The 24,927-nt window shown below is 60.0% G+C and carries 20 protein-coding genes; 6 read left to right on the top strand and 14 right to left on the bottom strand.

Annotated features, from left to right (window positions below; genetic code table 11):
* Positions 1-5: 5 nt before the first annotated feature.
* The 4 genes from yjfF to ytfQ all read right to left on the bottom strand — a co-directional run bounded on the left by yjfF (position 6) and on the right by ytfQ (position 4,584).
* Entirely contained in the window at positions 6-986 is a 981-nt protein-coding gene (gene yjfF / locus RS75_RS15105) for a galactofuranose ABC transporter, permease protein YjfF (protein ID WP_084686941.1), read from the bottom strand.
* The gene (locus RS75_RS15100) at positions 983-2,026 is read right to left on the bottom strand and encodes an ABC transporter permease (protein WP_045021856.1); all 1,044 of its coding nucleotides are present in this window, start codon (positions 2,024-2,026) and stop codon (positions 983-985) included. Before RS75_RS15100 ends, yjfF begins: the two co-directional genes overlap by 4 nt.
* Entirely contained in the window at positions 2,026-3,549 is a 1,524-nt protein-coding gene (locus RS75_RS15095; protein ID WP_045021855.1) for a sugar ABC transporter ATP-binding protein, read from the bottom strand. The genes RS75_RS15100 and RS75_RS15095 overlap by 1 nt, the downstream gene beginning before the upstream one ends.
* Before the next feature lie 75 nt (positions 3,550-3,624).
* Positions 3,625-4,584 carry a galactofuranose ABC transporter, galactofuranose-binding protein YtfQ gene (ytfQ, locus tag RS75_RS15090; RefSeq protein WP_045021854.1) on the bottom strand — a complete coding sequence of 320 codons (960 nt, stop codon included), beginning with the start codon at positions 4,582-4,584 and terminating at the stop codon, positions 3,625-3,627.
* A 520-nt stretch (positions 4,585-5,104) separates the two neighbouring features.
* On the opposite strand from ytfQ, the gene RS75_RS15085 reads away from it, so the two are divergent.
* A complete protein-coding gene (locus RS75_RS15085; protein WP_045021853.1) occupies positions 5,105-6,916 on the top strand; it encodes an IlvD/Edd family dehydratase in 1,812 nt (603 codons plus the stop codon).
* A gap of 69 nt (positions 6,917-6,985) precedes the next feature.
* Here RS75_RS15085 and RS75_RS15080 read toward each other — a convergent pair whose 3' ends face one another.
* From RS75_RS15080 to RS75_RS15040, 9 genes are all read right to left on the bottom strand, one after another.
* Positions 6,986-7,390: a VOC family protein gene (locus tag RS75_RS15080; protein ID WP_045021852.1), complete on the bottom strand. Its 405-nt coding sequence runs from the start codon at positions 7,388-7,390 to the stop codon at positions 6,986-6,988.
* Entirely contained in the window at positions 7,387-7,893 is a 507-nt protein-coding gene (locus RS75_RS15075; RefSeq protein WP_045021851.1) for a helix-turn-helix domain-containing protein, read from the bottom strand. Before RS75_RS15075 ends, RS75_RS15080 begins: the two co-directional genes overlap by 4 nt.
* A gap of 134 nt (positions 7,894-8,027) precedes the next feature.
* Positions 8,028-8,222 (bottom strand): hypothetical protein, encoded by a 195-nt coding sequence (locus tag RS75_RS15070; protein ID WP_013761494.1) that lies wholly within the window; start codon positions 8,220-8,222, stop codon positions 8,028-8,030.
* Between the two features lie 158 nt (positions 8,223-8,380).
* A complete protein-coding gene (locus tag RS75_RS15065) occupies positions 8,381-9,499 on the bottom strand; it encodes a pyridoxal-phosphate-dependent aminotransferase family protein (protein WP_045021850.1) in 1,119 nt (372 codons plus the stop codon).
* Between the two features lie 3 nt (positions 9,500-9,502).
* A complete protein-coding gene (locus RS75_RS15060) occupies positions 9,503-10,288 on the bottom strand; it encodes an ABC transporter ATP-binding protein (protein ID WP_045021849.1) in 786 nt (261 codons plus the stop codon).
* A complete protein-coding gene (locus tag RS75_RS15055; protein WP_045021848.1) occupies positions 10,285-11,088 on the bottom strand; it encodes an ATP-binding cassette domain-containing protein in 804 nt (267 codons plus the stop codon). The genes RS75_RS15060 and RS75_RS15055 overlap by 4 nt, the downstream gene beginning before the upstream one ends.
* The gene (locus tag RS75_RS15050) at positions 11,085-11,915 is read right to left on the bottom strand and encodes an ABC transporter permease (RefSeq protein ID WP_045021847.1); all 831 of its coding nucleotides are present in this window, start codon (positions 11,913-11,915) and stop codon (positions 11,085-11,087) included. Before RS75_RS15050 ends, RS75_RS15055 begins: the two co-directional genes overlap by 4 nt.
* Entirely contained in the window at positions 11,912-12,901 is a 990-nt protein-coding gene (locus RS75_RS15045) for an ABC transporter permease (protein WP_045021846.1), read from the bottom strand. Before RS75_RS15045 ends, RS75_RS15050 begins: the two co-directional genes overlap by 4 nt.
* An 8-nt stretch (positions 12,902-12,909) precedes the next feature.
* Positions 12,910-14,520 (bottom strand): ABC transporter substrate-binding protein, encoded by a 1,611-nt coding sequence (locus tag RS75_RS15040; RefSeq protein ID WP_045021845.1) that lies wholly within the window; start codon positions 14,518-14,520, stop codon positions 12,910-12,912.
* A gap of 375 nt (positions 14,521-14,895) precedes the next feature.
* Between RS75_RS15040 and RS75_RS15035 the strand changes: the two genes are divergently transcribed.
* Both RS75_RS15035 and RS75_RS15030 read left to right on the top strand, forming a co-directional pair.
* Positions 14,896-17,589, top strand: coding sequence for a DNA translocase FtsK (locus RS75_RS15035; RefSeq protein ID WP_045021844.1), 2,694 nt, complete (start codon positions 14,896-14,898; stop codon positions 17,587-17,589).
* 91 nt (positions 17,590-17,680) lie between these two features.
* Complete coding sequence (locus RS75_RS15030; RefSeq protein WP_045021843.1) at positions 17,681-18,757, top strand: Ldh family oxidoreductase; 1,077 nt, start codon at positions 17,681-17,683, stop codon at positions 18,755-18,757.
* Positions 18,758-18,783: 26 nt separating this feature from the next.
* Here the strand turns inward: RS75_RS15030 and RS75_RS15025 are convergent, their stop codons facing one another.
* Positions 18,784-20,781: a putative bifunctional diguanylate cyclase/phosphodiesterase gene (locus RS75_RS15025; RefSeq protein WP_045021842.1), complete on the bottom strand. Its 1,998-nt coding sequence runs from the start codon at positions 20,779-20,781 to the stop codon at positions 18,784-18,786.
* A gap of 317 nt (positions 20,782-21,098) precedes the next feature.
* Here RS75_RS15025 and RS75_RS15020 point away from each other — a divergent pair, with 317 nt between their 5' ends.
* The 3 genes from RS75_RS15020 to RS75_RS15010 all read left to right on the top strand — a co-directional run bounded on the left by RS75_RS15020 (position 21,099) and on the right by RS75_RS15010 (position 24,798).
* Complete coding sequence (locus RS75_RS15020; protein ID WP_045021841.1) at positions 21,099-22,145, top strand: class I SAM-dependent methyltransferase; 1,047 nt, start codon at positions 21,099-21,101, stop codon at positions 22,143-22,145.
* Positions 22,146-22,288: 143 nt separating this feature from the next.
* Positions 22,289-23,113: a bifunctional allantoicase/(S)-ureidoglycine aminohydrolase gene (locus RS75_RS15015; protein WP_045021840.1), complete on the top strand. Its 825-nt coding sequence runs from the start codon at positions 22,289-22,291 to the stop codon at positions 23,111-23,113.
* A gap of 179 nt (positions 23,114-23,292) precedes the next feature.
* The gene (locus tag RS75_RS15010; protein WP_045021839.1) at positions 23,293-24,798 is read left to right on the top strand and encodes a sensor domain-containing diguanylate cyclase; all 1,506 of its coding nucleotides are present in this window, start codon (positions 23,293-23,295) and stop codon (positions 24,796-24,798) included.
* The last annotated feature ends 129 nt before the right edge of the window (positions 24,799-24,927 follow it).

The following is a 24,927-nucleotide window of genomic DNA, read 5'->3' as shown; positions in this document are numbered from 1 at the left end:
TACGGTTATGCCGGATGTGGTCCGGCCAGTCTCCTGTTTGAATACCAGATGATTGCGCGCTGCAACACGATGAAGACGAAAAGCAGCACGCCTATAACGATTTTCGTCCACCAGGAGGAAAGCGTTCCGTCGAAAACGATGTAGGTCTGGATCAGGCCCTGAATCAAAAGGCCGATTAAGGTTCCCGCCACCAGCCCTGTGCCGCCTGTCAGAAGCGTGCCGCCGATGACGACGGCCGCGATGGCGTCCAACTCCACGCCCACTGTCGCCAGCGAATAACCGGAGGAGGTGTAGAGCGTGTAGACGATGCCGGCGAGGCCCGAAAGGAAGCCCGAAAGCGCGTAGATGCCGATTGTCGTTGTCCCGATCGGCACGCCCATCAGCTCCGCCGATTGCGGGTTGCCGCCAAGCGCATAGATATTGGCGCCGAAGCGGGTTCGGCTGGCGATCAGCATGCCGGCTGCGAAAACAACAAGCATGACCATGGCAAGTGCGGTCAGCCTGCCGCCGCCGGGAAAGCGGTAATAAAAGCCCTGTATCGCATCGATGAATGGGTGAGAAATCGGCACGGATTGCGTGGAGATCAGATAGGCGGCGCCGCGCGCCAGGAACATGCCCGCCAGCGTCACCACGAAAGGCGGGATCGACAGGAAGCGGATCATCGCCCCCATCAGGCAGCCGAACAGCGTCGAAACCACAAGCACGATGGCGAAGGCCAGCAGCGGGTGAATATTATAGGTGCCGACCATCACCGCCACGAAGACGCTGGTGAAGGCAATGACCGAGCCGATGGACAGATCGATGCCACCCGACAGGATGACGAAGGTCATGCCCACGGCGGCTATGCCGAGAAAGGCGTTGTCGGTCAGAAGATTACCGATCACCCGTGTCGACAGGATCGCCGGATATTGCAGCACGCAAAGGAGATAGGCGATTACGAAAATCGTCAGTGTGGTGAGGAACGGCAGATTGCGGCTGTGGATCATCGCGCGGTTCCTTCCTTGGTCATCCCGTTTGTGGCGGCCGGTTTTGCATGCGGCTTGCGCGTTCTGACGAAGCCCAGAACCGCCATGATAGCTGGCGATTGTAGCGTCAGTACCACCATGATGATGCCCGCCTTGATGATGAGGTTGAATTCCGGCGGGAAACCGGAGACCAGAATGCCGGTATTGATGGTCTGGATGATGAGCGCGCCGATCAGGGAGGCGGTGATGGAGAAACGGCCGCCATTCAGCGATGTGCCGCCGATCACCACCGCCAATATGGCGTCCAGTTCCAGCCACAGCCCGGCATTGTTGGCATCCGCGCCGCGAATATCCGCGGTCACGATCATGCCGGCGATTGCCGCGCAGAGACCGGAAACGGCGTAGACGAAAAACAGCAAGAAGCGCGCCCGCACCCCGGCAAGCGCTGCCGCGCGGCGATTGATGCCGGTGGCCTCGATCAGAAAGCCGAGCGCACTTTTGCGCACCAAAGCGCCGATCAGCAGAGCCACCGCCACCCAGATGATGACGGGCAGGGGAATGCCTGCAAAGGAGCCGGAGCCGATGGCGGAGAAGCCGTCATCGTTAAAGGTGAGGATGACGCCTTCCGTGATGAGCTGGGCGATACCGCGTCCTGCCACCATCAGGATCAGCGTGGCGATGATCGGCTGAATATCGAGAAGGGCGACCAGCACCCCGTTCCACAGACCACAGGCGATGCCGACAGCAAGCGAGATGGCGATGACAGTGGGTATGGAATGGCCGTTGCTGATGAGCGTTGCCGCCACCGCGCCGCAGATGGCGATCACCGCGCCGATCGACAGATCGATGCCCTTGGTTGCGATCACCAGCGTCATGCCGATGGTCAGCAGTGCCACGGGTGCTGCGCGCACGAGAATATCCACCAGACTGCCGTAAAGCCTGCCGTTCTGGAACGAAACATGGAGGAAACCGGGCGAAATGATTGTAATCGCTGCCAGAATGACGAAAAGTGCCGCAAGCTGGGGAGCAAGCCTTTTCAGCCGTCGTGTCACACCCACCATCACGCCGCCTCCGTGCGGGCAGCATCCGCAATCGCCCGCATGATGTTGTCGGCGGTTACATCGCTACCCTTCAATTCGCCGACATGGCGGCGGTCCGACAGCACGACGACGCGGTGGGCAACGGCAGTCAGTTCTTCCAGTTCGGATGAGATGACCACAAGCGACATACCCTCGGTACAGAGTTTTTCGATCATTTTGAGGATTTCCGCATGGGCGCCGATATCGATGCCGCGGGTCGGCTCATCGAGGATCAGAAGCCGGGGGTGGGTGGCGAGCCAGCGCGCCAGAATGGCCTTCTGCTGGTTGCCGCCGGACAGGAATTTTATCGGCCGCTCGGGATCGGCTGGGCGGATGTCGAGCGATTTGATGAAGCTTTCGGCAAGTTCCACCTTCTGCCGGCGCGAAAGCGGCCGCGCCCAGCCCTGACGGGCCTGAAGCGCCAGCGCAATATTGTCGGTCACGGAAAAGTCGCCGATGATACCGTCCGTCTTGCGCTCCTCAGGGCAGAAACCGAAGCCGGCGGTGATCGCGGCTTCTGGCGAAGAAAGAGCGACGGTCTTTCCGTCTATCGTGGCCTTGCCGGTATCGGGCTTGTCGATGCCGAACAGCAGGAAAGCCGTTTCGGTTCGGCCCGAGCCCAAAAGACCGGCGACACCGACGATCTCGCCGGGGCGTATGTCGAGATCGAAAGGGGCGATGCTGCCGCGTTTTCCGTAGCCTTCGAAACGGATCGGCGGTTCGCCCTCGGCAACCGTATCGTCAGTCGCCTGATGTTCGTGGGTGATGTGCTGAAGCTCGCGGCCCAGCATCATCGCGATGAGTTCGGACCTCGGCAGGTTGCCGATGTCGCGCGTACCGACGAGGCGGCCATTGCGCAAAACCGTTACCCGGTCGGCGATATCGTAGACCTGGTTGAGGAAGTGGGTGATGATGACGATGCCGATGCCGCGCGCGCGCAAGTTCCTCAGCACGCCGAACAGCATCTCGACCTCATGGGCATCAAGGCTGGCCGTCGGCTCATCCAGCACCAGGACCTTGCCGGAAAGATCGACGGCGCGGGCGATGGCGATGATCTGGCGGATGGCGACGGAATAGCTGGAAAGCAGGGCGTTGACGTCGATCGAAAGCCCGTATTGGGAAAGCAGCGCCTGCGACTGTCTCTGCATCGAGGCCCGGTCGATCAACCCGAAGCGGTGTGGCTGGCGGCCGAGAAAGAGATTTTCGGCAACGGTCAGGTTTTCGAGAAGGTTCACTTCCTGATAGACCGTGCCGATGCCAAGCGCCTGCGCCTCGCCAACATTGGTGGGCGATATCTCGCCGCCCTCCAGAAAGATCGAGCCGCTGTCGCGGTGGTAAACGCCGGTCAGTATTTTGATGAGTGTTGATTTGCCCGCGCCGTTTTCGCCGAGAAGCGCGTGGATTTCACCGCGCCCGAGCGAAAAATCGACGCCGTCCAGCGCCGTGATCCCCAAAAAGGATTTACCGATGGCGTGTGCTTCCAGAAGTGGTGCCGTTTCGGACATTGCGCAGGCCCTGCATGAAAGAAGCTGTGATGGGGCGGCGCGCATGACGCGCCGCTCCTTCCGAAGAAAAGGTTATTAGTAACCCAGACCCTTCTTCGCCTCGTAGACCTTCATCGGGTCGTCAGACGCTGTGTAGAGCTTGGATTCGGTCTGAATCCACTTCGGCGGTGCCTTCTTGTCTTTCAGATAGGCTTCGAGAGCGTCGAAAGCCGGGCCGGCCATGTCTGGCGTCAGTTCCACCGTCGCATTGGCTTCGCCGGCGGCCATAGCCTTGAAGATGTCAGGCACGGCGTCGATGGACACGACCTTGATGTCGCTTCCGGGCTTCAGGCCGGCTTCCTTGATCGCCTGGATCGCGCCGACGGCCATGTCGTCATTATGGGCGTACACGGCACAGATATCCTTGCCGCCGCCTTCGGCCTTGATGAAGCTTTCCATCACTTCCTTGCCCTTGGTCCGGGTGAAGTCACCCGTCTGCGAGCGCACGATCTTGATGTTCTTGTGCGAAGCGATGGCTTCCTCGAAGCCCTTCTTGCGGTTGATGGCAGGCGAAGAACCGGTCGTACCCTGCAACTCGACGACCTTGCAGTCCTTCGCGCCGACATCCTTGACGAGCCAGTCGCCGGCGACCTTGCCTTCATGTACCTGATCCGAGGTGACCGCAGTCAGATAAAGATCGTCCGGAGCCTCGATCTGGCGATCGAGCAGGATGACGGGGATTTTTTCTTCCTTTGCTTCCTTCAGCACGGCGTCCCAGCCGGTTGCGACGACAGGTGCGATCAGGATCGCATCGACGCCCTGCGCGATGAAGCCGCGAACGGCTTTGATCTGATTTTCCTGCTTCTGCTGTGCGTCGGCGAATTTCAGCGTGACGCCGCGCTTTTCGGCCTGCTGTTTGGTGACGGTGGTTTCAGCGGCGCGCCATCCAGATTCGGAGCCGATCTGCGAGAAGCCGACGGTCAGCGATTGTGCGGAAACACTGGATGCAAGGCATGCGGAAACGGCGACAGTGATTGCCGCAAGAGCTTTTCTCATCTTATCCTCCCAGAAATGATGTCAGCGTGACGGCGTCACTATGAGCATATAGTAATACTCTTGAAAAGGGGTTTTTTAGCGGATTTTCAATTCGTATCACATCCGCTCTATTGGATATTGATAATATGCTGTAATAAATCAATTGCTTATGAAAATTCTTCTTATTTTTCCATCTCTCGGAACCAGCCCATAATGAGCCCTGATCCGGCTTGACAGGCCGCGACGCTATCTAATAGTAATACAAATATGCAAGTCAGGTCGTGACGGATTGTGGGGCCACGGGGCCAGCCGCAATCCGGCAAGGCAGGGAGGGAGAGGTCGTTGCGCAGCGCCGGTATGGTCGTAAGCACCGAAAAATATTCGGCTAAAACTGAAGAACAGCCCCAATTCACTCGTCTGGGCCTGCTCTGTCGGTTATGCGTGATTCCGAGACGCTGATTCCATTTTCCTTGCGCACAACATAAGCTTGTCGCATTTCGTAATATTTTACCGTTGGCCACTTCCGGCTGGAGACCGCATCATGACCAAATCCGACAATCTGCCCGCAACCCAAGGCAAGCTTCGTTCGCGCGCGTGGTTTGACAACCCCGCCAATGCGGATATGACGGCGCTTTATCTCGAGCGTTACATGAATTTCGGTCTGAGCCAGGCCGAGCTTCAGTCCGACCGCCCGATCATCGGCATTGCGCAGACCGGCTCGGACCTTTCGCCCTGCAACCGCCACCATCTGGAGCTGGCGCATCGCCTGCGCGAAGGCATCCGTGAAGCGGGCGGCATCGCCATCGAATTTCCGGTGCATCCGATCCAGGAAACCGGCAAGCGCCCGACAGCGGGTCTTGACCGCAATCTCGCATACCTCGGCCTCGTGGAAGTGCTTTACGGCTATCCGCTCGACGGCGTTGTTCTGACCATCGGCTGCGACAAGACCACGCCTGCCTGTCTTATGGCGGCGGCCACCGTCAACATTCCGGCCATCGCCCTTTCCGTCGGCCCGATGCTGAACGGCTGGTTCCGTGGCGAGCGCACCGGTTCCGGCACCATTGTCTGGAAGGCGCGCGAACTTCTGGCCAAGGGCGAGATCGATTATCAGGGCTTCGTCAAACTCGTCGCCTCGTCCGCGCCCTCCACCGGTTATTGCAACACCATGGGTACGGCGACGACGATGAACTCGCTCGCCGAAGCGCTCGGCATGCAGCTTCCGGGTTCCGCCGCTATTCCGGCGCCTTACCGCGACCGTCAGGAAATTTCCTATCTCACTGGCCTGCGCATCGTCGAAATGGTCAAGGAAGACCTGAAGCCGTCTGACATCATGACCAAGGATGCCTTCATCAACGCCATCCGCGTTAACTCGGCCATCGGCGGCTCCACCAACGCGCCGATCCATCTGAACGGCCTTGCGCGCCACGTCGGCGTCGAACTGACTGTCGATGACTGGCAGACCTATGGTGAAGATGTGCCGCTGCTCGTCAACCTGCAGCCGGCCGGCGAATATCTCGGTGAGGATTATTACCATGCCGGCGGCGTTCCGGCGGTCGTCAACCAGCTGATGACCCAGGGGCTCATCAAGGAAGACGCGATGACCGTCAACGGTAAGACCATTGGCGACAACTGCCGTGGCGCCATCATCGAGGACGAAAAGGTCATCCGTCCCTTCGACCAGCCGCTCAAGGAGCGTGCCGGTTTCCGCGTTCTGCGCGGCAACCTGTTCTCGTCCGCCATCATGAAGACGAGCGTGATCTCGGAAGAGTTCCGCAACCGCTACCTCTCCAACCCGAACGATCCGGAAGCCTTCGAAGGCCGCGCCGTGGTGTTCGACGGTCCGGAAGATTACCATCACCGCATCGACGACCCGTCGCTTGGCATCGACGCCAACACCGTCCTGTTCATGCGTGGCGCCGGCCCCATCGGTTATCCGGGTGCGGCGGAAGTGGTGAACATGCGCGCGCCGGATTATCTGCTAAAGGAAGGCATCAACTCGCTGCCCTGCATCGGTGATGGCCGCCAGTCGGGCACGTCGGGCAGCCCGTCCATCCTCAACGCTTCTCCGGAAGCGGCGGCCGGCGGCGGTCTTGCGATCCTGCAGACGGGTGACCGCGTTCGCGTCGATGTGGGTCGCGGCAAGGCCGATATCCTGATTTCCGGCGAGGAACTCGCCAAGCGTTACGAGGCGCTGGCTGCCGAGGGCGGTTTCAAGTTCCCCGATCACCAGACGCCATGGCAGGAAATCCAGCGCGGCATCGTCAGCCAGATGGAAACCGGCGCGGTTCTGGAACCGGCCGTGAAGTATCAGCGCATCGCCCAGACCAAGGGCCTGCCGCGCGACAACCACTAAGGCAGGGCCGGTTCGGCTGACCTCTTTTTTTCATCAGCCCCGGGGTTCACCCCGGGGCTGATCTGCGTTTTATCGAGCCTGAACGAGCTTCCAGCCATTGCCGGAAGGATCGCGGAAGCTCGCATCCACTGAGCCGTAGCGGGCGATCGGTTCCTGGGTGAATTCGACGCCGCGTTTGTGCATGGCGTCAAAGGCTGCCTGGCAATCATCGACCACCAGAACCAGCGGCGGCATTGCGCCTTTGGCCACGGCTTCCATGAGGTTCTGTACCGTCGCGTCATCAATGGTTGGGGCCTGCGGCCGAAACAGGCCCAACTGAAAGTCCGGCTGGTCAGGGTGCTGGACGGTCAGCCAACGATAATCGCCATTGCGTGCGTCCGTGTGCACACGAAATCCAAGTTTTTCGACATAGAATTGCAGTGCTTCTTCCTGATCAAGAACGTAAAGCCCGACAACCTGAACACCATTTTTCATGAGATATCTCCGTTTCGCCCGTCGTGCCTAGCGCTTTCCGTTTGTCGGCGCTTCTCCGAAACTGCCATTTTGAGATGGGGGCGATGCGCGGCGCTGACGAAACAATGGGGAACCGGTTCAAGATCACCCGGTGATATCCGCATCCGCCGCCGCAATTCGCTCGGATTTTCTCCGGTCACGTCACGGAAAATGCGGCCGAAAGTGCCGATGCTGTTCCAACCGGTTTCAAAAGCGATTTCGATGATTGGGAGGTCCGTGTCGCGCAACAGAGCCACCGCACGCTCGACCCGGCGGGTCAGCAGATAGCGGTGAGGCGGTATGCCGAAAGCATCTCGAAACGATCTTGCGAAGTGGGCCTGCGAGGCGCCACTGACGCTCGCGAGGCGCGAAACAGGCCATGCCTCGTGTGGTGCCGCGTCCATATGATCCTTGGCGCGCAGGAGACGGCGCAGCAGCTTCAAATCCCTGTTGGCAGAGTTGTTTTCATTTCCGGACCGGCGCATGCGGCAATCATTGAATGAACTGGCGCTTCTTGACAAGGTTCAATGCCGGCGGAACAACCGCAGGCCGCCTTGTCTTGAATCCGCGACACGAATCGCCGCCGGATTGCGCGTCCCTGTGGGCTGCCGCTACAAATTCAAATTACCGGATAAAGCGACCAGAAGAACAGTTCATATTCCTGGTCACGGTCGTCATCGTTCGACTGGTCGTCCGGTCTGCGCGGCGTCCTGTCCTGCAAATCCTTCTCGACCCGCTCGTTTATGGCGGGCGTTCTTCGGCCAATGCCAAAGAGGTCAAAGGAGAGCATGTTGAACCCTGCTACCATGGCCATTTCCCTTCTTCACGCGAGTTAACAGTACGTTAAGTTTCGCGCGTTGCCATGATTTCGTCAAGATTGGCCGGGGAATTTGTCTACCATTTTTAACAACAATAGCGTGACTGACGTTCCGCCAGTGCCGGATTTTACGCAATGAACGTTTATCTGCGCTGTTACAGACGGCGCGCAGGAGCTTCCGAATAGCTTCTTTCGACCGCTTCCAGTGCGGAATCGCTGTCTGTGGCGTGGCCAAGGCTTTTCAGGGCGCTTGAGACGGCGGCGATATTGGCTTTCACCGCATCCGGATTTGCGCGCCGGCCGGTGTGATTGAGCCTTATCAGCCGTTCCGCTCCGGGACCGACACCGCCGGAAATATCCGCCCCCTGCTGTCCGGCAGCAGCCGCGAGAAACGCACCGGTCTCGACCGTATCAGGCAATATTGCCGTGGAAACGAGAGCTGAAGCGTGGGCTTCCTCCACCCACGCCCCGATGCCGAGCGCCCTTATACCGGCGCGGGTAGCGAAGGCTGCCCGTTTGTGGCGTTCGTTGGTGGATGCGAGACCCTCCGCCTCGATCCGGTCGAGCGCCGCTTCCAATGCGAAGAATTCCAGCGGGGCGGGTGTTCCCGGAAGCGCGCTGCGGCCGGTTTCGAGCCAGAGTTTCTTCTGGTCGAGAAGCGAGAGCATGGAGTTTTCCGGTGCGGCACCATGCGAAAGAAGTTCCCATGCCTTTTGGCTGACCGAGATGGCGGACACCCCGGCCGGGCCGGCCAGCGCCTTTTGCGGGCCGATGACCGCGATATCGATGCCGAGCCGATCTGCCTCGAAGGTATGGCCGCCGATGGAAGCGACGGCATCGACCACGGTGACGATGCCTCTGTCTTTGGCCAATGTCGCGATGGCGGGCAGGGGGTTGAGAATGCCGCTTGCCGATTCCGCATGCACGATGACGAGAAGATCGAAACCGGGGCCTTCGTCCAGCGCCCGCTCGACCTCGTGAAGTGCGATTGGCTTTGCGGGGCTGGCGGTCAGGTTGCGGACCGTGGCGCCGCCTCTTTCCAGCCAGCCGCCGAACCACGCGCCATAGGGGCTGGTGACGATGTTGAGCGCCCTTAGACCCGGCCGCGCGAGGCTGGTGGCTGCCGCCTCAAGCGCCAGCACGGCTTCCGCCTGTATCAGCAGCACGTTGTTCTTCGTGCCCATCAAACCCGCCAGCCGGTCGGCCAGCACGGCGTAACGCTCTGCGGGAAAGGCGGGCGGGTCGAGAAGCAATGCGTAGTCAGGGGCGGGCATGTCTTATCCTTGTGCGGTGATGGTCAGGCGCGGCGCAGCCTCGATCAGGGTTCTGGCAGTTGAAGATTGCGGCGCGGAAATGATATTTGCAGTCCTGCCGATTTCAACAATCCGCCCCGCCTCCATGATGGCGACGCGGTGGCAGACGGCGCGGATGACCGCGAGATCATGGGAAACGAAAATGCAGGCAACGGCCGTCTCCCGTTGTATTTCCACCAGCAGTTCGAGAATCTGCCGACGAACGGAAACATCAAGCGCTGAAACCGCTTCGTCCAGAATGAGCAGGGATGGCTTGAGCGAGATCGCCCGCGCAATCGCCACGCGCTGCCGCTGGCCGCCCGAAAGCTTGAAGACGGAGCGGCCGGCATAGCTGGCGGGCAGGCCGACACGGTCGAGAAGACGGCGGATTTCTGCCGGGCGTTCGCGTCTTTCGACGATGTGGTGGATACGCAGCGGCTCGCCTATGGCGTCCTCGACGCTGGCGCGCGGGTTGAACGCGCCGTGCGTATCCTGAAACACCATCTGCATATGCCGTCGTGCAGTGCGCAGTTCGCCGCCGTCAAGTGCAAGCCAGTCGCGGTTTTCAAAATTGACAGTGCCTTCGTCGGCCGGGATCAGCCGCATCAGGATGCGCGCCAGCGTCGATTTTCCGCAGCCGGAGGGGCCGGCAAGCCCCAGCGTCTCGCCGGGCTGAAGCGAAAAGGAGATGTCGGAAAGCGCTTCCACCGTGCGTCCGCCGGTCCGGTAGGTTTTCGAGAGGTCTTCGACACTCAGAAGGGCTTCGTTCATGACACAGCCTCGCTGATGAGCGGCGGCGTGGAAAGATCGAGATAATCGGCAAGCAGCGCGCGCGTATAGTCATGCGCAGGTGCGGAAAGCACCTGCCGGGTTGTGCCATGTTCTACCAGCCACCCGCCACGCAGAACCGCGATCTCGTCGGCAAGGCTGGAGGCGAGGCCGATATCATGGGTGATGAAGACCAGTGTTCTTTCTTCCTCGCGCACGAGATTGTCCAGCAGGACGGCGATGGCGGCCTGGCTCACCGTGTCGAGCGCGCTCGTCGCTTCGTCGGCGATCAGGATCGCGGGATGCGCGGCAATGGCGGCGGCAATCGCCACACGCTGCCTTTGCCCGCCGGAAAGTTGGTGTGGATAGGCTGAGACAAGATGCGAGGGGTGCGGCAGCCGCACCCGCTCCAGAAGGTCACGGGTGAGATCATGCGCTTGCTTCCATGAGATGCCAAGATGCCGCACGGCACCTTCCGCCACCTGTTCGCCGATGGTCAGAACCGGGTTCAGCGTCGCGCCGGTATCCTGAAAGATGTAGCCGATATCGCGGCCCGGCATCGGCCTGTCCGGGAAGAGACCGCTGTCGCGGCTCCAGGAAATATCGCCGGAAACACGCGCATTCGCAGGCAGAAGCCCGGCAATGGCTTTGGCAAGCGTCGATTTTCCCGAACCGCTTTCGCCGATGATCGCCAGTCGTTGTCCCTGCCTGATCGTCAATGAAATGTCCTGCAACGCGGGTGCATCGTCTGCCGTATAGCGGACGCTGAGATTGTCGATCCGGCAGAGTGCATTGCCGCTCATGACGCTTCTTTCTCTGTCGCCATCGCCCTATTGATGCCTTCTGCGAGAAGATAGACGCCGAGGACCGTGACCAGAAGGCCGATGCCGGGGATGACGGAAAGAAACGCCGCAGACCGCAGGACGTTGCGCCCCTCCGCGATCATCGAACCCCAGGTGACGATATTCGGATCGCCAAGACCGAGGAAGGACAGTGCCGCTTCGGTGAGGATTGCGGCGGCGACGATGATGGCGGCGAGCGCCAGCACCGGCGGCAGGGCATTGGGCAGGATTTGCCGGAAGGCTATCTCCAGCGGATGCATGCCGATGGCGCGGGCGGATTGTACATAATCCCTCTCGCGGATGCTCAGGACCTGCGCCCGCATCAGTCGCGCCGGATCCGCCCAGGCGCCAAGGGCAATCGCAAGGATGACGATGGGCATGGATGGGCCGATGGTGCTGACGAAGGCAAGCGCCAGCAGGAAATTCGGCACGATCTGGAAGGCGTCGGCAACGCGCATCAGGGCTTCGTCGATGAGGCCGCCGGCAAATCCGGCAATGGTGCCGACGACGGTGCCGATCAGTAGTGCCGCAGCAGCCGCACCGATGCCGACGAGCAGGGATGCCTGCGCTCCATGGGCAATTCCGGCCAGCACGTCGCGGCCCAACCTGTCGGTGCCGAGGAGGGAGGCACCGTCCGTGAAGGGTGCGACGAGCGGCTCGCCGACGATCGACAGCGGGTCGCCGGGAAACAGGAGGGGAGCGGCGAGCGCCGTTACCGCAAGCAGCGTCAGGATGATGATGCCCGTTGCACCTTCGAAACTGCGCAGGAGCCGGAGAGCGAAACTCATGCCTGTTGCTCCCCGCTGCCGATGCGCGGATCGAGGACGGCATAGAGAATGTCGACAACGAGATTGATGAGAATGACGAAGATGGCGCTTGTCAGAATAATGCCCATCAACAGCGGCGTGTCGCGGCCGCTGACGGCTTCCTGCGCAAGCCGGCCGAAACCCGGAATGGCAAAAACGCTCTCGATCACGACGCTGCCGCCGAGCATGGTGGCCGCTTGCAGGCCAAGCACGGTGACGAGGGGCAGGGTGGCGTTGCGGGCGACATGACGCAGCACGATCCGGCGTCTCGAAAGCCCCTTGGCCTTGGCGAACAGCACGAAATCCAGCGGCCAGACAGCGGCCATGGCGGTGCGCATGACGCGCAGGAACAGCGCCAGATAGATCAGCCCGAGACTGGCGACTGGCAGGACGAGATGGCGCGCAATATCGAGCGCCCTTGCAAATCCCTGTTTTCCGGATGCGATGGTTTCGATGCCGGATGTCGGAAGCCATCGGAACTGCACGGCAAAAACGATGGCGAGCACGAGGCCGAGCCAGAAGCCGGGCGTGGCGTAGAGCGCCAGCGACAGGGTGGAGAGCACCCGGTCGGTCAACCCGCCCGGACGTGCGCCCGCCACGATGCCGAGCGCGGTGCCGGTAATGAAAGCCAACGCCGTGGCGCTGCCCATCAGGAGCAGCGTGTTCGGCAGCCGTTCTAGGATCAGCCCCAGCACCGGTCGGTCAAAGGCAAGCGACCAGCCGAAATCAAGTCGCAGTACCGAGCTGGCGTAAAGCCAGAAGCGGGCGAGCACCGAACCGTTCAGCCCATATTGCTCGCGTAGCACATCCCGCAGCCCGGCATCGCCGCCGCCGATGGAGACGAGATAGGCGTCAACCGCGTCGCCGGATGCGTTTTCAAGCAGGACGAAGGTGAAGACCAGAACGATCAGCAGCACCGGAATGGCGCTGATCGCCCTTCGCCGCAGCAATGTCGCCGCGCGCCTCACGGCGCTTCTCAGGTGCCGACCACGGTATCCGCCCAGTTGGAAACGGCCCAGCGGGGATTGCTGGCGACATGCTTGACCGTATCGCGCGCCACCGTGATGAAACCCCACTCGGCGACGTTGATCAACGGTAGATCGGCGGCGACCTGTTTCTGGAAGTCCTTGTAGAGCACCGTGCGGGCGGCCGTGTCCACGGTTTCAGCCGCCTTATCGATCAGTGTGTCGAGCGCCTTGTTCTCGTAACCGCCCTGATTGGAGAAGCCAACGCCCGCCGGGATACCGGAGCGCACGAGAATGGTGGTGGAGATCGCCGGATCGCCACGGAAGACCGGCGGCGCGATGGCAAGATCGAAGGCATGGTCGGTGTAGACGGCTTTCTGGTGTGCGGCAGCGTCATTATTGACCAGCTCGGCATCGATGCCGATTTCCTGCAGCGCCTGGCGAAGATAAGAGCCGAACTGCTTGGTTTCGTTGAAGTATGGTGCCGGTAGAAGCTTCAGCGAAAAACGTGTTCCGTTTGCACCGCGCGGATAACCTGCCTCATCCAGCAGGGCGTTCGCCTTGGCGACGTCGAAATCGTAGGTCTCGACGTCTCTTGTGTAAAACTGGGGCGCATTTTTCGGGACCGGGCCGGTCGATGCCGTGCCGTAACCGAGGAAGACCTTGTCGATGACGAATTTCTTGTCGATGGCGTGGGCGATGGCCTTTCTAACCCTGAGATCGGCCAGCTCCTTGCGGCGGTGGTTGATTTCCACGACGAGCTGATAGGTGAGAGCTTCGTAACCTTCCGGGATGACCTTGATGCCCGGCTCCTTCGCGATGCGGGCAAGATCGGCAAGCGGCACGGCGGAAAAGGCGGCGAGCTGGATTTCCTCGGCCTCCAGCGCGGAGGCGGCACCCGCGCGGTCGGGCAGAACGCGATAGATGATCTCGTCGAGCTGTGGTTGGTGATTGCCCCAATAATTCGGGTTGCGGGTCAGGCGATAATATTCGCCGGGCTTGTATTCCGCAAAAACAAAAGGCCCAGTGCCGACCGGTTTGGTATTGGCTGGGTTGGTGGCGATATCTGTGCCTTCATAAAGATGTTTCGGCACGACGCTGGTGACGACCGGCAGCGCATTGCGGATAAGCTGAAAAGGTGTCGGCTTGGAAAAACGGAAGATGGCCGTGTGCTCGTCCGGCGTATCCACTTTTTCAAGATTGGCGAAGACCAGCCGCCCGAGATTTTGCAGCGGCTTCCATACTGAAAGAGCAGAGAAGGCCACATCCGCCGAAGTGAAGGGTTTGCCGTCATGCCAGGTCACGCCTTCGCGCAGCTTGAAGGTGGCGCTTAAGCCGTCCTCCGATCCGTGCCATTCCGTCGCAAGCCTTGGCTCCAGCCCGTCCCTGCCGTTGAAAGAGGCTTCCGCCAGCGGCTCAACGATCTTGCTCGCAATATAGAACACGCCGTTGGAAGCGACGATTGCGGGATTGAGGTTCTTAGGCTCCGAATCGGCCGCAACGATCAACCGCCCGCCGGGCTTTGACTGCTGCGCGGTGGCAATGCCCGCAAGTCCGGTGGTTCCGGCAAGAAGCAGTGAGGTCTTGAGAAGCGAGCGGCGGGACAGGTGGACAAGCGACATGAAATTCACTCCGGAATGAGGGCGGGGCGGCCTTTCCGCTGGACCGCAGCCTGCCCGATCTTAAGACTGCAACCTCGGCACTGTCCACGTTAATTCGCGGGCTTTACAGCAATGATTTTACGTTGCGCGGCCCTTTGCAGAAACAATATGCTTTACTGCCGCAATTCCCTTTTCTTTCGCCACGCCGATCACTGGCCGGCATCGACGGAAACTTGATTTAACGCAATAAATTTAACGGCTTGGGATACCTCTGCCTTGGCCAGTCATGTTGTATCCCGCCTGTGGGCAAAGTGAAATTCTGCCTCCATGACCCCGTTTGGAAAGGGGTAATTAACCTTTATTTTCTATTTCAAGGAGACCGAAATATGTACGTTTATGATGAGTGTGCACGCTGCCATGAGTTTCTCCCGATCCAGATTCCAGAATTCGTCCAATAGCGTAGGGGAGGGGAGCGATAAGGCTCGTCATGCCGGCGGCAAGGCTGCTGCAGGCCAGGAGCAGGCCACGGCAACAAAAGCCGGCGTCACGCCCCGGCCGAATGCCGATGTCAGCGCTGCCGATGCTATCGAAGGCCGTGCCGAAATGCCGGGCTGGCAGAATGCTTTCGTGCTCGGGCCGAATGTCCGCTTTACCCGCACGCCGGAAAGCGTCTTTACCCGGCGCATGCCGGTCGAGACGCCGCATCTTGCGGAAGAGGAAGTCCCCGCTGTGGTCCCGCCCGAATCTGCCGAACCTGAGGTGGTCGAGTTGCCTCAGGTGGTGGTGCAACAGGAGATCGCCTCTCAGCCGATCGCAAATTCGCCGGAACCACGCGTTCAGCCACAACGCATGCCGTTTCTGCCGCAGCCGCCCGATGCGCGGGGCGCTAGGGCGCTGACTTACAAATTGCGGCTGGAGCTTGCCCGCAAGCAGGCGGAAGAAGCCGCCGCCGCAGCGCTGATGCCAGCGACGGCAGATGCAGCCGTTGTCTTCGAAACGCCGGTGCCGGAAATGTCTTTGTCCGCTCGGCCGCTGTCCGCGGGGCCGTTTACATCTGTCGAACGGGTAGCCACGCCCCAGGCATCCATTCCAGCCTTTGCCGCCAATCTTCCGGATGAGCTTTTCTGGGAGGTGATGACGCTCGATCTGCCGGGCGACGCCGGCGAAGGCCTTCCCGTATCCGCGCGCACCATTCTTGCAAACCCGTTGCTGACGGCGCCTGCGATTGCTGCGGCAGCCCCTGCATCTCCTGCTGCCCCCGCCATCCGGCTTTCCACCGTACCGCCTGTCGTCCGAATTCCGGGCGGTTCCGCGATCAGGCTCTACCGCGAAATCGGCGTGCATCATCCCGCAATTCAGGTTTCCGAACCCGAGATCGTGCCGCAGCCCATCGTCGAGGCGGCCGTGGTTGCCGAGCCGGTGAGGCCCGTGGAGCAGGTTCAGCCGGTCGAAAGAATCGTGGCCGAGCCGCGTTTCACGCCGCGCGCACCCATTCAGGCCTCGCAGCCGATGTTCCGGGAAGCGCCGGTCTTTGCAGACGGTGAATATGAATACCCCTCCATCGATCTTTTGCAGCAGGCCCGCGTCCAGCAGACCACGACCATGACGCCCGAAGCGCTGGAACAGAGCGCCGGCCTGCTGGAAAGCGTGCTGGAAGACTTCGGCATCAAGGGCGAGATCATCGATGTCCGCCCCGGTCCTGTCGTGACGCTTTACGAGTTCGAGCCTGCTCCGGGTGTGAAGTCCTCACGCGTCATTGGCCTGTCTGACGATATCGCCCGTTCCATGTCGGCTCTTTCGGCGCGTGTCGCCGTCGTGCCCGGCCGCAATGTCATCGGCATCGAACTGCCCAACCCGGTGCGCGAGACGGTGTATCTGCGCGAGTTGATCGAAGCGACGGATTACAGCGAGACCCGCCAGAAGCTCGCGCTTTGCCTCGGTAAGACCATCGGCGGCGAACCCGTCATTGCCGAACTGGCAAAGATGCCGCATCTGCTCGTTGCCGGCACCACGGGTTCGGGTAAATCGGTCGCCATCAACACCATGATCCTGTCGCTGCTCTATCGGCTGAAGCCGGAGGAATGCCGCCTGATCATGGTCGATCCCAAGATGCTCGAGCTTTCCGTTTACGACGGCATTCCGCATCTTCTGACGCCGGTCGTGACCGATCCGAAGAAAGCGGTCATGGCGCTGAAATGGGCCGTGCGCGAAATGGAAGACCGCTATCGCAAGATGTCGCGTCTCGGCGTGCGCAATATCGACGGTTATAATGCAAGGGCCGCTGCCGCCCGCGCCAAGGGAGAGACCGTGTTCTGCAACGTGCAGACCGGCTTCGACCGCGCCACCGGCGAGGCTGTCTACGAGCAGGAGGAAATGGACCTCACCGCCATGCCCTATATCGTCGTCATCGTCGACGAGATGGCCGACCTGATGATGGTCGCGGGCAAGGAGATTGAAGGCGCGATCCAGCGCTTGGCGCAGATGGCGCGTGCTGCCGGTATCCATCTCATCATGGCCACCCAGCGTCCCTCGGTCGATGTCATCACCGGCACGATCAAGGCCAACTTCCCGACCCGCATTTCCTTCCAGGTGACCTCGAAGATCGACAGCCGCACCATCCTCGGTGAACAGGGCGCGGAACACCTGCTCGGCCAGGGCGACATGCTGCACATGATGGGTGGCGGCCGCATCTCCCGTGTCCACGGCCCGTTCGTATCGGACGAGGAAGTGGAAAAGGTCGTGGCGCATCTGAAGACCCAAGGTCGCCCGGAATATCTCGGCACCGTCACTGAGGACGCCGACGAGGCCGATGACGAGGCGGAAGAGGAAACGGCCGTCTTCGACAAGACCTCGATGGGCGACGACGACAGCGACGATCTCTACGAAAAGGCCGTGAAGGTGGTGATGCGCGACAAGAAGTGCTCGACCTCCTATATCCAGCGCCGCCTGTCCGTTGGCTACAACCGCGCGGCCTCGCTGGTCGAACGCATGGAGCAGGAAGGCATTGTCGGCCCTGCCAACCATGTCGGCAAGCGCGCCATCATTGCCGGTGAGCGTGATACTTACGAGGCAATTGGCGGCGACGATTGATTGATCCATTCGGGGCGCGATATTCGATTGCAAAAACGCGCCCCGTGACTAGCTTGTGCGGCATGGATTCTGGAATCGGGAGGTTCCCCTGATGTCGCATAGCAATGAAAATGTCGCTGTTCTGGCAAGGCTTGATGAGCTGGAGCGGTTTTGCCGTTCCGTTTTCCTGGCTGTTGGTGCCGATGATGAAACGGCTGATGCGGCGACCCGCGCCATGATGCATGGCACGCGGCTGGGCGTCGACAGCCACGGCGTGCGCCTGCTTGCCCATTACATCACAGCACTGGAAGGCGGACGTCTCAATCTGCGGCCGCAGATCAGCCGTGTGTCCGGTTTCGGCGCGGTGGAGACGATCGATGCGGACCACGCCCATGGCGCCCGCGCCACCTATGCGGCCATGGACAGCGCCATGGCGCTTGCGGAGAAATTCGGCATCGGTGCCGTCGCGATCAGGAATTCCTCGCATTTCGGACCGGCTGGCGCTTACGCGCTGGAGGCGGCGCGGCGGGGTTATATCGGCCTCGCCTTCTGTAACTCCGACAGCTTCGTGCGCCTGCATGACGGCGCGATGCGTTTTCACGGCACCAACCCCATTGCCGTGGGTGTGCCGGTAGCCGATGACTTGCCCTGGCTTCTGGACATGGCTACAAGCGCCGTGCCCTATAACCGCGTTCTGCTTTACCGCAGCCTGGGGCAGCAATTGCCTGATGGTGTCGCCTCGGATGGCGACGGCGTCGATACGCGGGATCCCAATGCTGCTGAGATGCTCGCGCCTGTTGGTGGTGAGTTCGGCTTCAAGGGCGCTGCGCTGGCGGGAATGGTCGAGATTTTCAGCGCTGTTCTCAGCGGCATGAAGCTCAGTTTCGATATCGCTCCCATGCCGGGGCCGGATTTTTCCACGCCGCGCGGGCTGGGCGCCTTCGTGCTGGCGCTGAAGCCGGAAGCCTTCCTTGAACGTGAGGTCTTCGACGAGGGAATGAAACGTTACCTCGAGGTGCTGCGGGGATCACCGGTCCGGGAGGATTGCAAGGTCATGGCGCCGGGCGACCGGGAATGGGCGGTAGCGGCAAGACGGGAGAGGGAAGGCGCACCTGTCGATCCCGTCACCCGTGCGACGTTTTCCGATCTTGCGGCAAAATTCTCGATCAGCCCACCCGCCTATCATTAAAGCGATCTGCCGCCACCCTCGTCCGCTCAGGCGGGACGTACCAGCATATTGGGACGCGCATAGGGGGCGGCCGCAACCCCGTTCAGCCGTTCAGCCACGACAGGACGTCCAATATAATAGCCCTGCGCATAATCGATCTCGAGCTGACGGACGAGCCGCAGTTGCTCTTCCGTCTCCACGCCTTCAATCAGGATTTTGTGGCCGCGATTGCGGATAAGGCGGATCATGTCCTGCAACATCGCCCGGCCGCGCGGCGTCTTGCTGTCGTGCAGGAAGGATCGGTCGATCTTGACGGTATCAAAATCCGTCATGCGCAGCCAGGAAAGGCCGGCAAAACCCGTTCCGAAATCGTCCAGCCATATCTTGATGCCGAGCGTCTTCAGGTCGTTAAGGCAGCGCAGCACATCCGAATGCATCTCCAGGTCCACACCTTCGGTGATTTCGAAGGCTAGCCTGCCGCCGCCGATCCCCGCTTCGACAAGGATTGCTGCGACCGAGGTGGCAAAGCCGGGGTTTTTCAGCTGCATCGGCGAAACGTTGACGCTGACCACCGCGGCCTTGTCATCGGCCAGTATCTGCCGGCAGGCGGTTTTGATGGTCCAGAGGCCCAGCTCCATGATCGTGCCGGTGCGTTCGGCAATGGGGATGAATATGCCGGGCGAGACGGAGCCGCCATCGAGCAGGCGAAGCCGCATCAGCGCCTCGGCCCCTACCGTCTCGTTGGTCGATATGTTGAGGATAGGCTGATAGACGAGGGAAACGAGATTTTCCGCAACGGCGATTTTCAGAAGTGCCGCTATGTTTTCCGTCTCGTCGCTGGTCTGCGGATCGTCCGGATCGAACAGTTTCATGCAATTGCGGCCATTGCCCTTGGCGATATAAAGCGCCCGGTCCGCCTCGTTGATGATTTTTTCGAGCTTGCCGTCCGGATTGGGACGGGTGAAGGACGCGCCGATACTGACGGTGACAATGAAGGTGCCGTCCCGGCGTTGGTCATGCGCGAGCGACAGGTGTTCGACGGTGTGGCGGATCGTTTCGGCAAGTTCGCCCACCTGCTGCCTCGACTTGAATGGCGCCAGCACGATGAACTCCTCACCACCATAACGGCCGATGGAGGTGCCATGGTCGGTAATCGCGTCCTGCAGGGCGTTGCCTACCGTTACCAGGCACTTGTCGCCTTCCTGATGGCCATACCGGTCGTTGTATTTCTTGAAGAAGTCGACATCGATCAGAAAAACGGAAAAGCCTTCTTCCTTCTTGCTCCAGTTATCCCACAACAGGCGGAGATGATGGTCGATGGCGCGGCGGTTCTGAAGCCCGGTCAGGGAATCGGTATTCGAGAGCCGCAACAATGCCTGACCCCGCTCATCCGCCGCTTTCTGCTGGGCCTTGGCCTCCAGCCCGTTGAGAAAGACGTGGTAGCGTTCCCGGTTCAGGTTCCAGTTCACGTAAGAGGTGAAGACGAAGCAGGAGATATAGAAGGTGCCGAAAGCGAGCTTGTAGAATGCATCTTCGGGAAACTGCGTCGCCGCCAGAAAATAGGTGACGAGAATGATACCCGAAGACACGAGCGAAAGATGGAAGCGGAAGGTGAAAAACAGATTGGCGCCCATCATGAAGATCGCCCCGAAAACCATGTAATAGGACATGTTTTCGAGATTGTCGGTCAAAAGCGAAGGCACCAGCCAGCCGATATATCCCATGACGAGCGCGGTCGCGCAGGTCAGGTCGAGCGCTGTGGTGCGCGCGCCCATGCGCAGCTGGATTTCTAGCGTCAGCAGAGATATCAGAACGACGAATAATCGCGCGGTAATGGTGTAAAAAGCGACGTCGGGTACGAGAATGATGTCGGTAATGGCGAACAGCAGATAGATGAAGACAGCCGTCCACAGGCCGCGCCTGATCGTACCCCGGCGGCTGCGTTCACCTTCCTGCTGGTAAAGGGCAAGAAGTTCATCAGAAAACCGGTTGTCCGGCCGCCGATATTCTTGCTGTCCACTCACCACTCCCAATGTGTGCTTCATGCACTTTCCCATAGTGTTGCGTATACTTTATCAAGTAACTGCTTATTCCACTTTTGCGTGTACTTTCGCGCAAAACGCGAGTTCCTGCCGATCTCTCCCCATGCGGGCGGAAAACATGGAAAGGAAGAGCGCATCATACGCTCGCAACATTAAGTTTCGCTGAATCGCGTATCCGCTTTCTCCTCCGGCCCATGAGTGTGGCCAAAAAAATACGCTAATAAAGTAATCTATCCCTACACCGCTCAAAAATCGAAAGCGAGTGGCCTTCCGTCTCCCAGAAACGTATAGTTAACAATGTGTTAATACTGGAGGCTGAAGTGAGGCAGGTAAAGAAAAGAAATCTGGACGGAGCAAGTCTGATCACACCGGATACTGTCGCAAAAGAGATTTTTGCACGGAAAATGGAAACGTTCGATGAGCATTTCGCAGTTGCGAAAGCAGAGGTCGCGATCATTCTTGAATTGGCACAACAGCAATTTGAAAATGGTGTTTCAGCACGCGAGATAATACATCGAACAGCGGGTGCTCTGCATGGCCTGCGGGAGAAGCTCCACTCCAGCGTGTGGGCAGAGCTGATTCCTCTGGTGCAGAATCACTCCGTGTCCGACTATTTCCTAGAAGATCCCTTCACGCGCTGGTCGTTTGAAAAACCGAGAGGTTATTCGGGCGATGCCCAGCTTCTCGACTTCATCTATGGTCACGACAGCGTCGCCGACATAGTGAAGACCGCCACGCCGCTTGGCGCGGCTCTTTACGACTATACGAAGGACGCCAGTTCCTCGGTCGCCGTCCGCGAGCGGCGGGATCTGCTGACGCGGTTCGTTGACGAGGCTGCGGCCCGGCATGGGAACGAGACGGAGATCCTCACCATCGCGTCGGGACATCTGCGCGAGGCGGATGCATCCATGGCGTTGAAAGAAGGCGGCATCCGGCGCTGGGTGGCGCTCGATCAGGACCCCCTCAGCGTCGGTTCCGTCGCCCGTGATTTCAACGGCAGCTGCATCGAGGCGATCGACGGCTCCGTGCGCGATATCGTCCTGCGTTCTCAAGACCTCGGCACATTCGATCTGGTCTATGCCGCCGGCCTCTACGACTATCTGAACGACAGGGTGGCGATCAAGCTCACGCGGCGCTGCATGGAGATGCTGAAGCCCGGCGGAATGTTCCTCTTCGCCAACTTCTCCGAGGATATCGTGGTCGACGGCTACATGGAAACCTTCATGAACTGGGCGCTGTTGTTGCGCTCGAAAGCGGATATGTGGCGGATCGTCAACGCCAGCGCCGATCCCGCAAGCATCGAAGCGGAGGTGTTCTTCGGCGAAAACCACAATATCGTTTACGCCACGATGCGCAAAAAGGGCTGATCCGGACTTCGTTTCGCATGTCTGGGCGAAATAGGCGGCCCGCATTTTGCCATGCGGGCGGCAAGCCCTGCGCACGCCAATAACTATTTGATTAAACGCCGCCGCAGGCCTAAGAATTCGCGCGAAATGCGTTGCGGAGTGGAATGGCTGAAATGAAGAAATATTATTCGGATATGGGCGGTCTGCCGGGGCAGACGGAACTGCTGTCGAGCAAAGCTGTATTCAAGACCGCTTATGCGGTCATCCCCAAAACCGTGATGTCCGATATCGTGACAAGTGTGCTGCCGCACTGGACCGGCACGCGGGCCTGGATCATCGCCCGGCCAATGACAGGCTTTTCCGAGACGTTTGCGCAATACATCGTAGAAGTGCAGCCCGGCGGCGGCAGTGAGCGGCCGGAGCCCGATGAGAGGGCAGAGGCGGCGATCTTTGTCGTGGACGGTGAAATGACCGTGGAGTTCGAGGGCGCGCGGCATGCGTTGCGGGAGGGCTCCTTCGCTTTCCTGCCCGCCGGTTCGCACTGGCAGCTGCGCAATTCGGGCAAAACATCCGTGAAGTTCCATTGGGTTCGCAAGGCGTTTCAGGCGGTGGACGGTCTGGAGCCGCCGCCGGCGATCTTCACGCATGAGGATGAGCACGCTTTGTCGGCGATGCCTGACACTGACGGAAAATGGGCGACCACCCGGTTTATCGATCCCGAAGACGTGCGTTACGACATGCATCTCAACATCGTCAGTCTGGAGCCGGGTGCGACCATTCCCTTCATGGAAACCCATGTGATGGAACACGGCCTCTACGTGCTGGAAGGCAAGGCCGTCTACCGGTTGAACGAGGATTGGGTAGAAGTGCAGGCCGGCGATTTCATGTGGCTGCGCGCCTATTGCCCGCAGGCCTGTTATGCGGGCGGGCCGGGCCGGTTCCGCTACCTGCTCTACAAGGATGTGAACCGGCACGTGAAGCTCTGGTAACGGGCGGCATCGTGGCGAAACCGAGATTTATCGCGCAATCCGGTGGCTTGCGCGATAAGGGCTTGCGTTAAATCGAATATCCCTAATAAATCCGGATATGCGGGCAGCCATTGCTGTCTCGCACGATTTCGGCATTCGGTATCCGCTCTCCCGCATCTATCCTTAAGAAGACCGCCCGTATGATTGAAACGATCGATACCAATATCTTCGATCTCGCCCCTGTGGCGATGTGGATTGAGGATTTCAGCGAGGTGAAGGGCCAGTTCGACATCTGGCGGCAGCAGGGCGTCGAGGATATCCGGGCGTTTCTGCTGGAAGATTTGTCACGGGTGGCGACCTGCTCGCAGAAAATCCGCGTAATTCAGGTCAATGCGAAGACGCTGGAATTGTTCGAGGCGCGGGATAAGGCGCATCTCGTCGACAATCTGCACCGGATTTTCCGCGATGACATGCTCGAAAGCCATGTGAACGAGCTTTCCGAGTTGTGGGTCGGCAAGACGGAATTCATCAGCAATGCCGTCAATTATTCGATTGGCGGCAAGCGGCTGGATATCCAGCTGCGCGGTGCGGTCATTCCGGGCCACGAACGGACGCTGGGACGGCTGCTCCTGACCACCGAGGATGTGACGGAACGCGAGGAAGCCCGCCGCAAGGAGCTTTTCAACCGCCGTTATGCCGAAGGCATGTTCAAGCATTCGCCGGTCTCCCTGTGGGTGGAGGATTTCAGCCGGGTGCGGCGGTTGATCGAGGAGGTCAGGGAACGCGGCATCGTCGACTTCCGGGTGTTCATGGATGTGCATCCCGAATTCGTGCGGCAATGCATGAGCGAAATCCGCGTGATCGACGTCAACCGGGCGACGCTGGACCTGTTTTGCGCGCCGGACCGGCAGGTTCTGTTGCAGCGGCTTGGCGATATTTTCCGTGGTGAAATGGAAAAGCCTTTCCGCGAACAGCTGATGGAGCTTTGGAACGGCAATCTCAATCACCATCGCGAGGTGGTGAACTATGCGCTGGATGGTTCGGAGCGACATGTCTTGCTGCATTTTTCCGTTTTCCCCGGCCATGAACATGATTGGTCGCTGGTGCAGGTGGCGCTGACGGACATTACGGCGCGCAAGAAGGCGGAAGCCTATCTCGAATATCTCGGCAAGCATGATGTGCTGACCAAGCTGCACAATCGCGCCTTCTATTCGGACGAGATGAACAGGCTGGAGCGCAGCGCGCTCCGACCCGTTTCGGCCATCGTCATCGATCTCAACGGCCTGAAGGATGCCAACGACAAGCTCGGACACGATGCCGGCGATGCGTTGTTGCGACGCCTGGGCGAGGTCCTGAACGGCGTCGTCACCGCGCCGAACCATGCCGCGCGCATCGGCGGCGATGAATTTGCGATCCTTTTGCCCGGCGCTGACAAACAGATCGCCGCCGCGATGGTCGAAACCGTTTACGAACTGCTGAAGATAAACAACCAGTTTTACTCCAGTGCGCCGCTCAGTCTTTCATTGGGTGTGGCGACCAGCGAGACCGGCGAGACGATGGAATCGCTGGTGCGCCGTGCCGATATGCATATGTACGAACAGAAAAATGCCTATTATGCCGCACAGCGCAACAGGTCTGCCGATAATAGCGACGTGACGAAGACCTCTCCGCCACCAGAAATCACGTCCGTGAAACGCCTCTTCTGAGCGCAGGCGGCGCGGCGTTCGCGTTGTCATCCTGGTCAAATTTGAGTGTATTCCAAAAGGCCAGCGAAATTTGCTTTACGTACCTCAAAACGGACGTTAGCTTCTTCTCAAGAGCTTTGGGAGGAGTTC

The sequence above is a fragment of the Rhizobium nepotum 39/7 genome, from assembly GCF_000949865.1.
GTDB classification, from domain to species: Bacteria; Pseudomonadota; Alphaproteobacteria; order Rhizobiales; family Rhizobiaceae; genus Agrobacterium; species Agrobacterium nepotum.
This window is presented reverse-complemented; position numbering and strand designations above follow the sequence as displayed.

What these genes read in the sequence shown, in the direction of transcription:
- RS75_RS15075 (WP_045021851.1), bottom strand. Translation starts at nt 7,893, where the DNA reads ATGCGCCGGTCCGGAAATGAAAACAACTCTGCCAACAGGGATTTGAAG.
- yjfF (WP_084686941.1), bottom strand. Translation starts at nt 986, where the DNA reads ATGATCCACAGCCGCAATCTGCCGTTCCTCACCACACTGACGATTTTC.
- RS75_RS15100 (WP_045021856.1), bottom strand. Translation starts at nt 2,026, where the DNA reads ATGGTGGGTGTGACACGACGGCTGAAAAGGCTTGCTCCCCAGCTTGCG.
- RS75_RS15095 (WP_045021855.1), bottom strand. Translation starts at nt 3,549, where the DNA reads ATGTCCGAAACGGCACCACTTCTGGAAGCACACGCCATCGGTAAATCC.
- RS75_RS15040 (WP_045021845.1), bottom strand. Translation starts at nt 14,520, where the DNA reads ATGTCGCTTGTCCACCTGTCCCGCCGCTCGCTTCTCAAGACCTCACTG.
- RS75_RS15035 (WP_045021844.1), top strand. Translation starts at nt 14,896, where the DNA reads ATGATGAGTGTGCACGCTGCCATGAGTTTCTCCCGATCCAGATTCCAG.
- RS75_RS15065 (WP_045021850.1), bottom strand. Translation starts at nt 9,499, where the DNA reads ATGCCCGCCCCTGACTACGCATTGCTTCTCGACCCGCCCGCCTTTCCC.
- RS75_RS15050 (WP_045021847.1), bottom strand. Translation starts at nt 11,915, where the DNA reads ATGAGTTTCGCTCTCCGGCTCCTGCGCAGTTTCGAAGGTGCAACGGGC.
- RS75_RS15055 (WP_045021848.1), bottom strand. Translation starts at nt 11,088, where the DNA reads ATGAGCGGCAATGCACTCTGCCGGATCGACAATCTCAGCGTCCGCTAT.
- RS75_RS15080 (WP_045021852.1), bottom strand. Translation starts at nt 7,390, where the DNA reads ATGAAAAATGGTGTTCAGGTTGTCGGGCTTTACGTTCTTGATCAGGAA.
- RS75_RS15025 (WP_045021842.1), bottom strand. Translation starts at nt 20,781, where the DNA reads ATGAAGCACACATTGGGAGTGGTGAGTGGACAGCAAGAATATCGGCGG.
- RS75_RS15010 (WP_045021839.1), top strand. Translation starts at nt 23,293, where the DNA reads ATGATTGAAACGATCGATACCAATATCTTCGATCTCGCCCCTGTGGCG.
- RS75_RS15060 (WP_045021849.1), bottom strand. Translation starts at nt 10,288, where the DNA reads ATGAACGAAGCCCTTCTGAGTGTCGAAGACCTCTCGAAAACCTACCGG.
- RS75_RS15070 (WP_013761494.1), bottom strand. Translation starts at nt 8,222, where the DNA reads ATGGCCATGGTAGCAGGGTTCAACATGCTCTCCTTTGACCTCTTTGGC.
- RS75_RS15030 (WP_045021843.1), top strand. Translation starts at nt 17,681, where the DNA reads ATGTCGCATAGCAATGAAAATGTCGCTGTTCTGGCAAGGCTTGATGAG.
- ytfQ (WP_045021854.1), bottom strand. Translation starts at nt 4,584, where the DNA reads ATGAGAAAAGCTCTTGCGGCAATCACTGTCGCCGTTTCCGCATGCCTT.
- RS75_RS15015 (WP_045021840.1), top strand. Translation starts at nt 22,289, where the DNA reads ATGGCTGAAATGAAGAAATATTATTCGGATATGGGCGGTCTGCCGGGG.
- RS75_RS15085 (WP_045021853.1), top strand. Translation starts at nt 5,105, where the DNA reads ATGACCAAATCCGACAATCTGCCCGCAACCCAAGGCAAGCTTCGTTCG.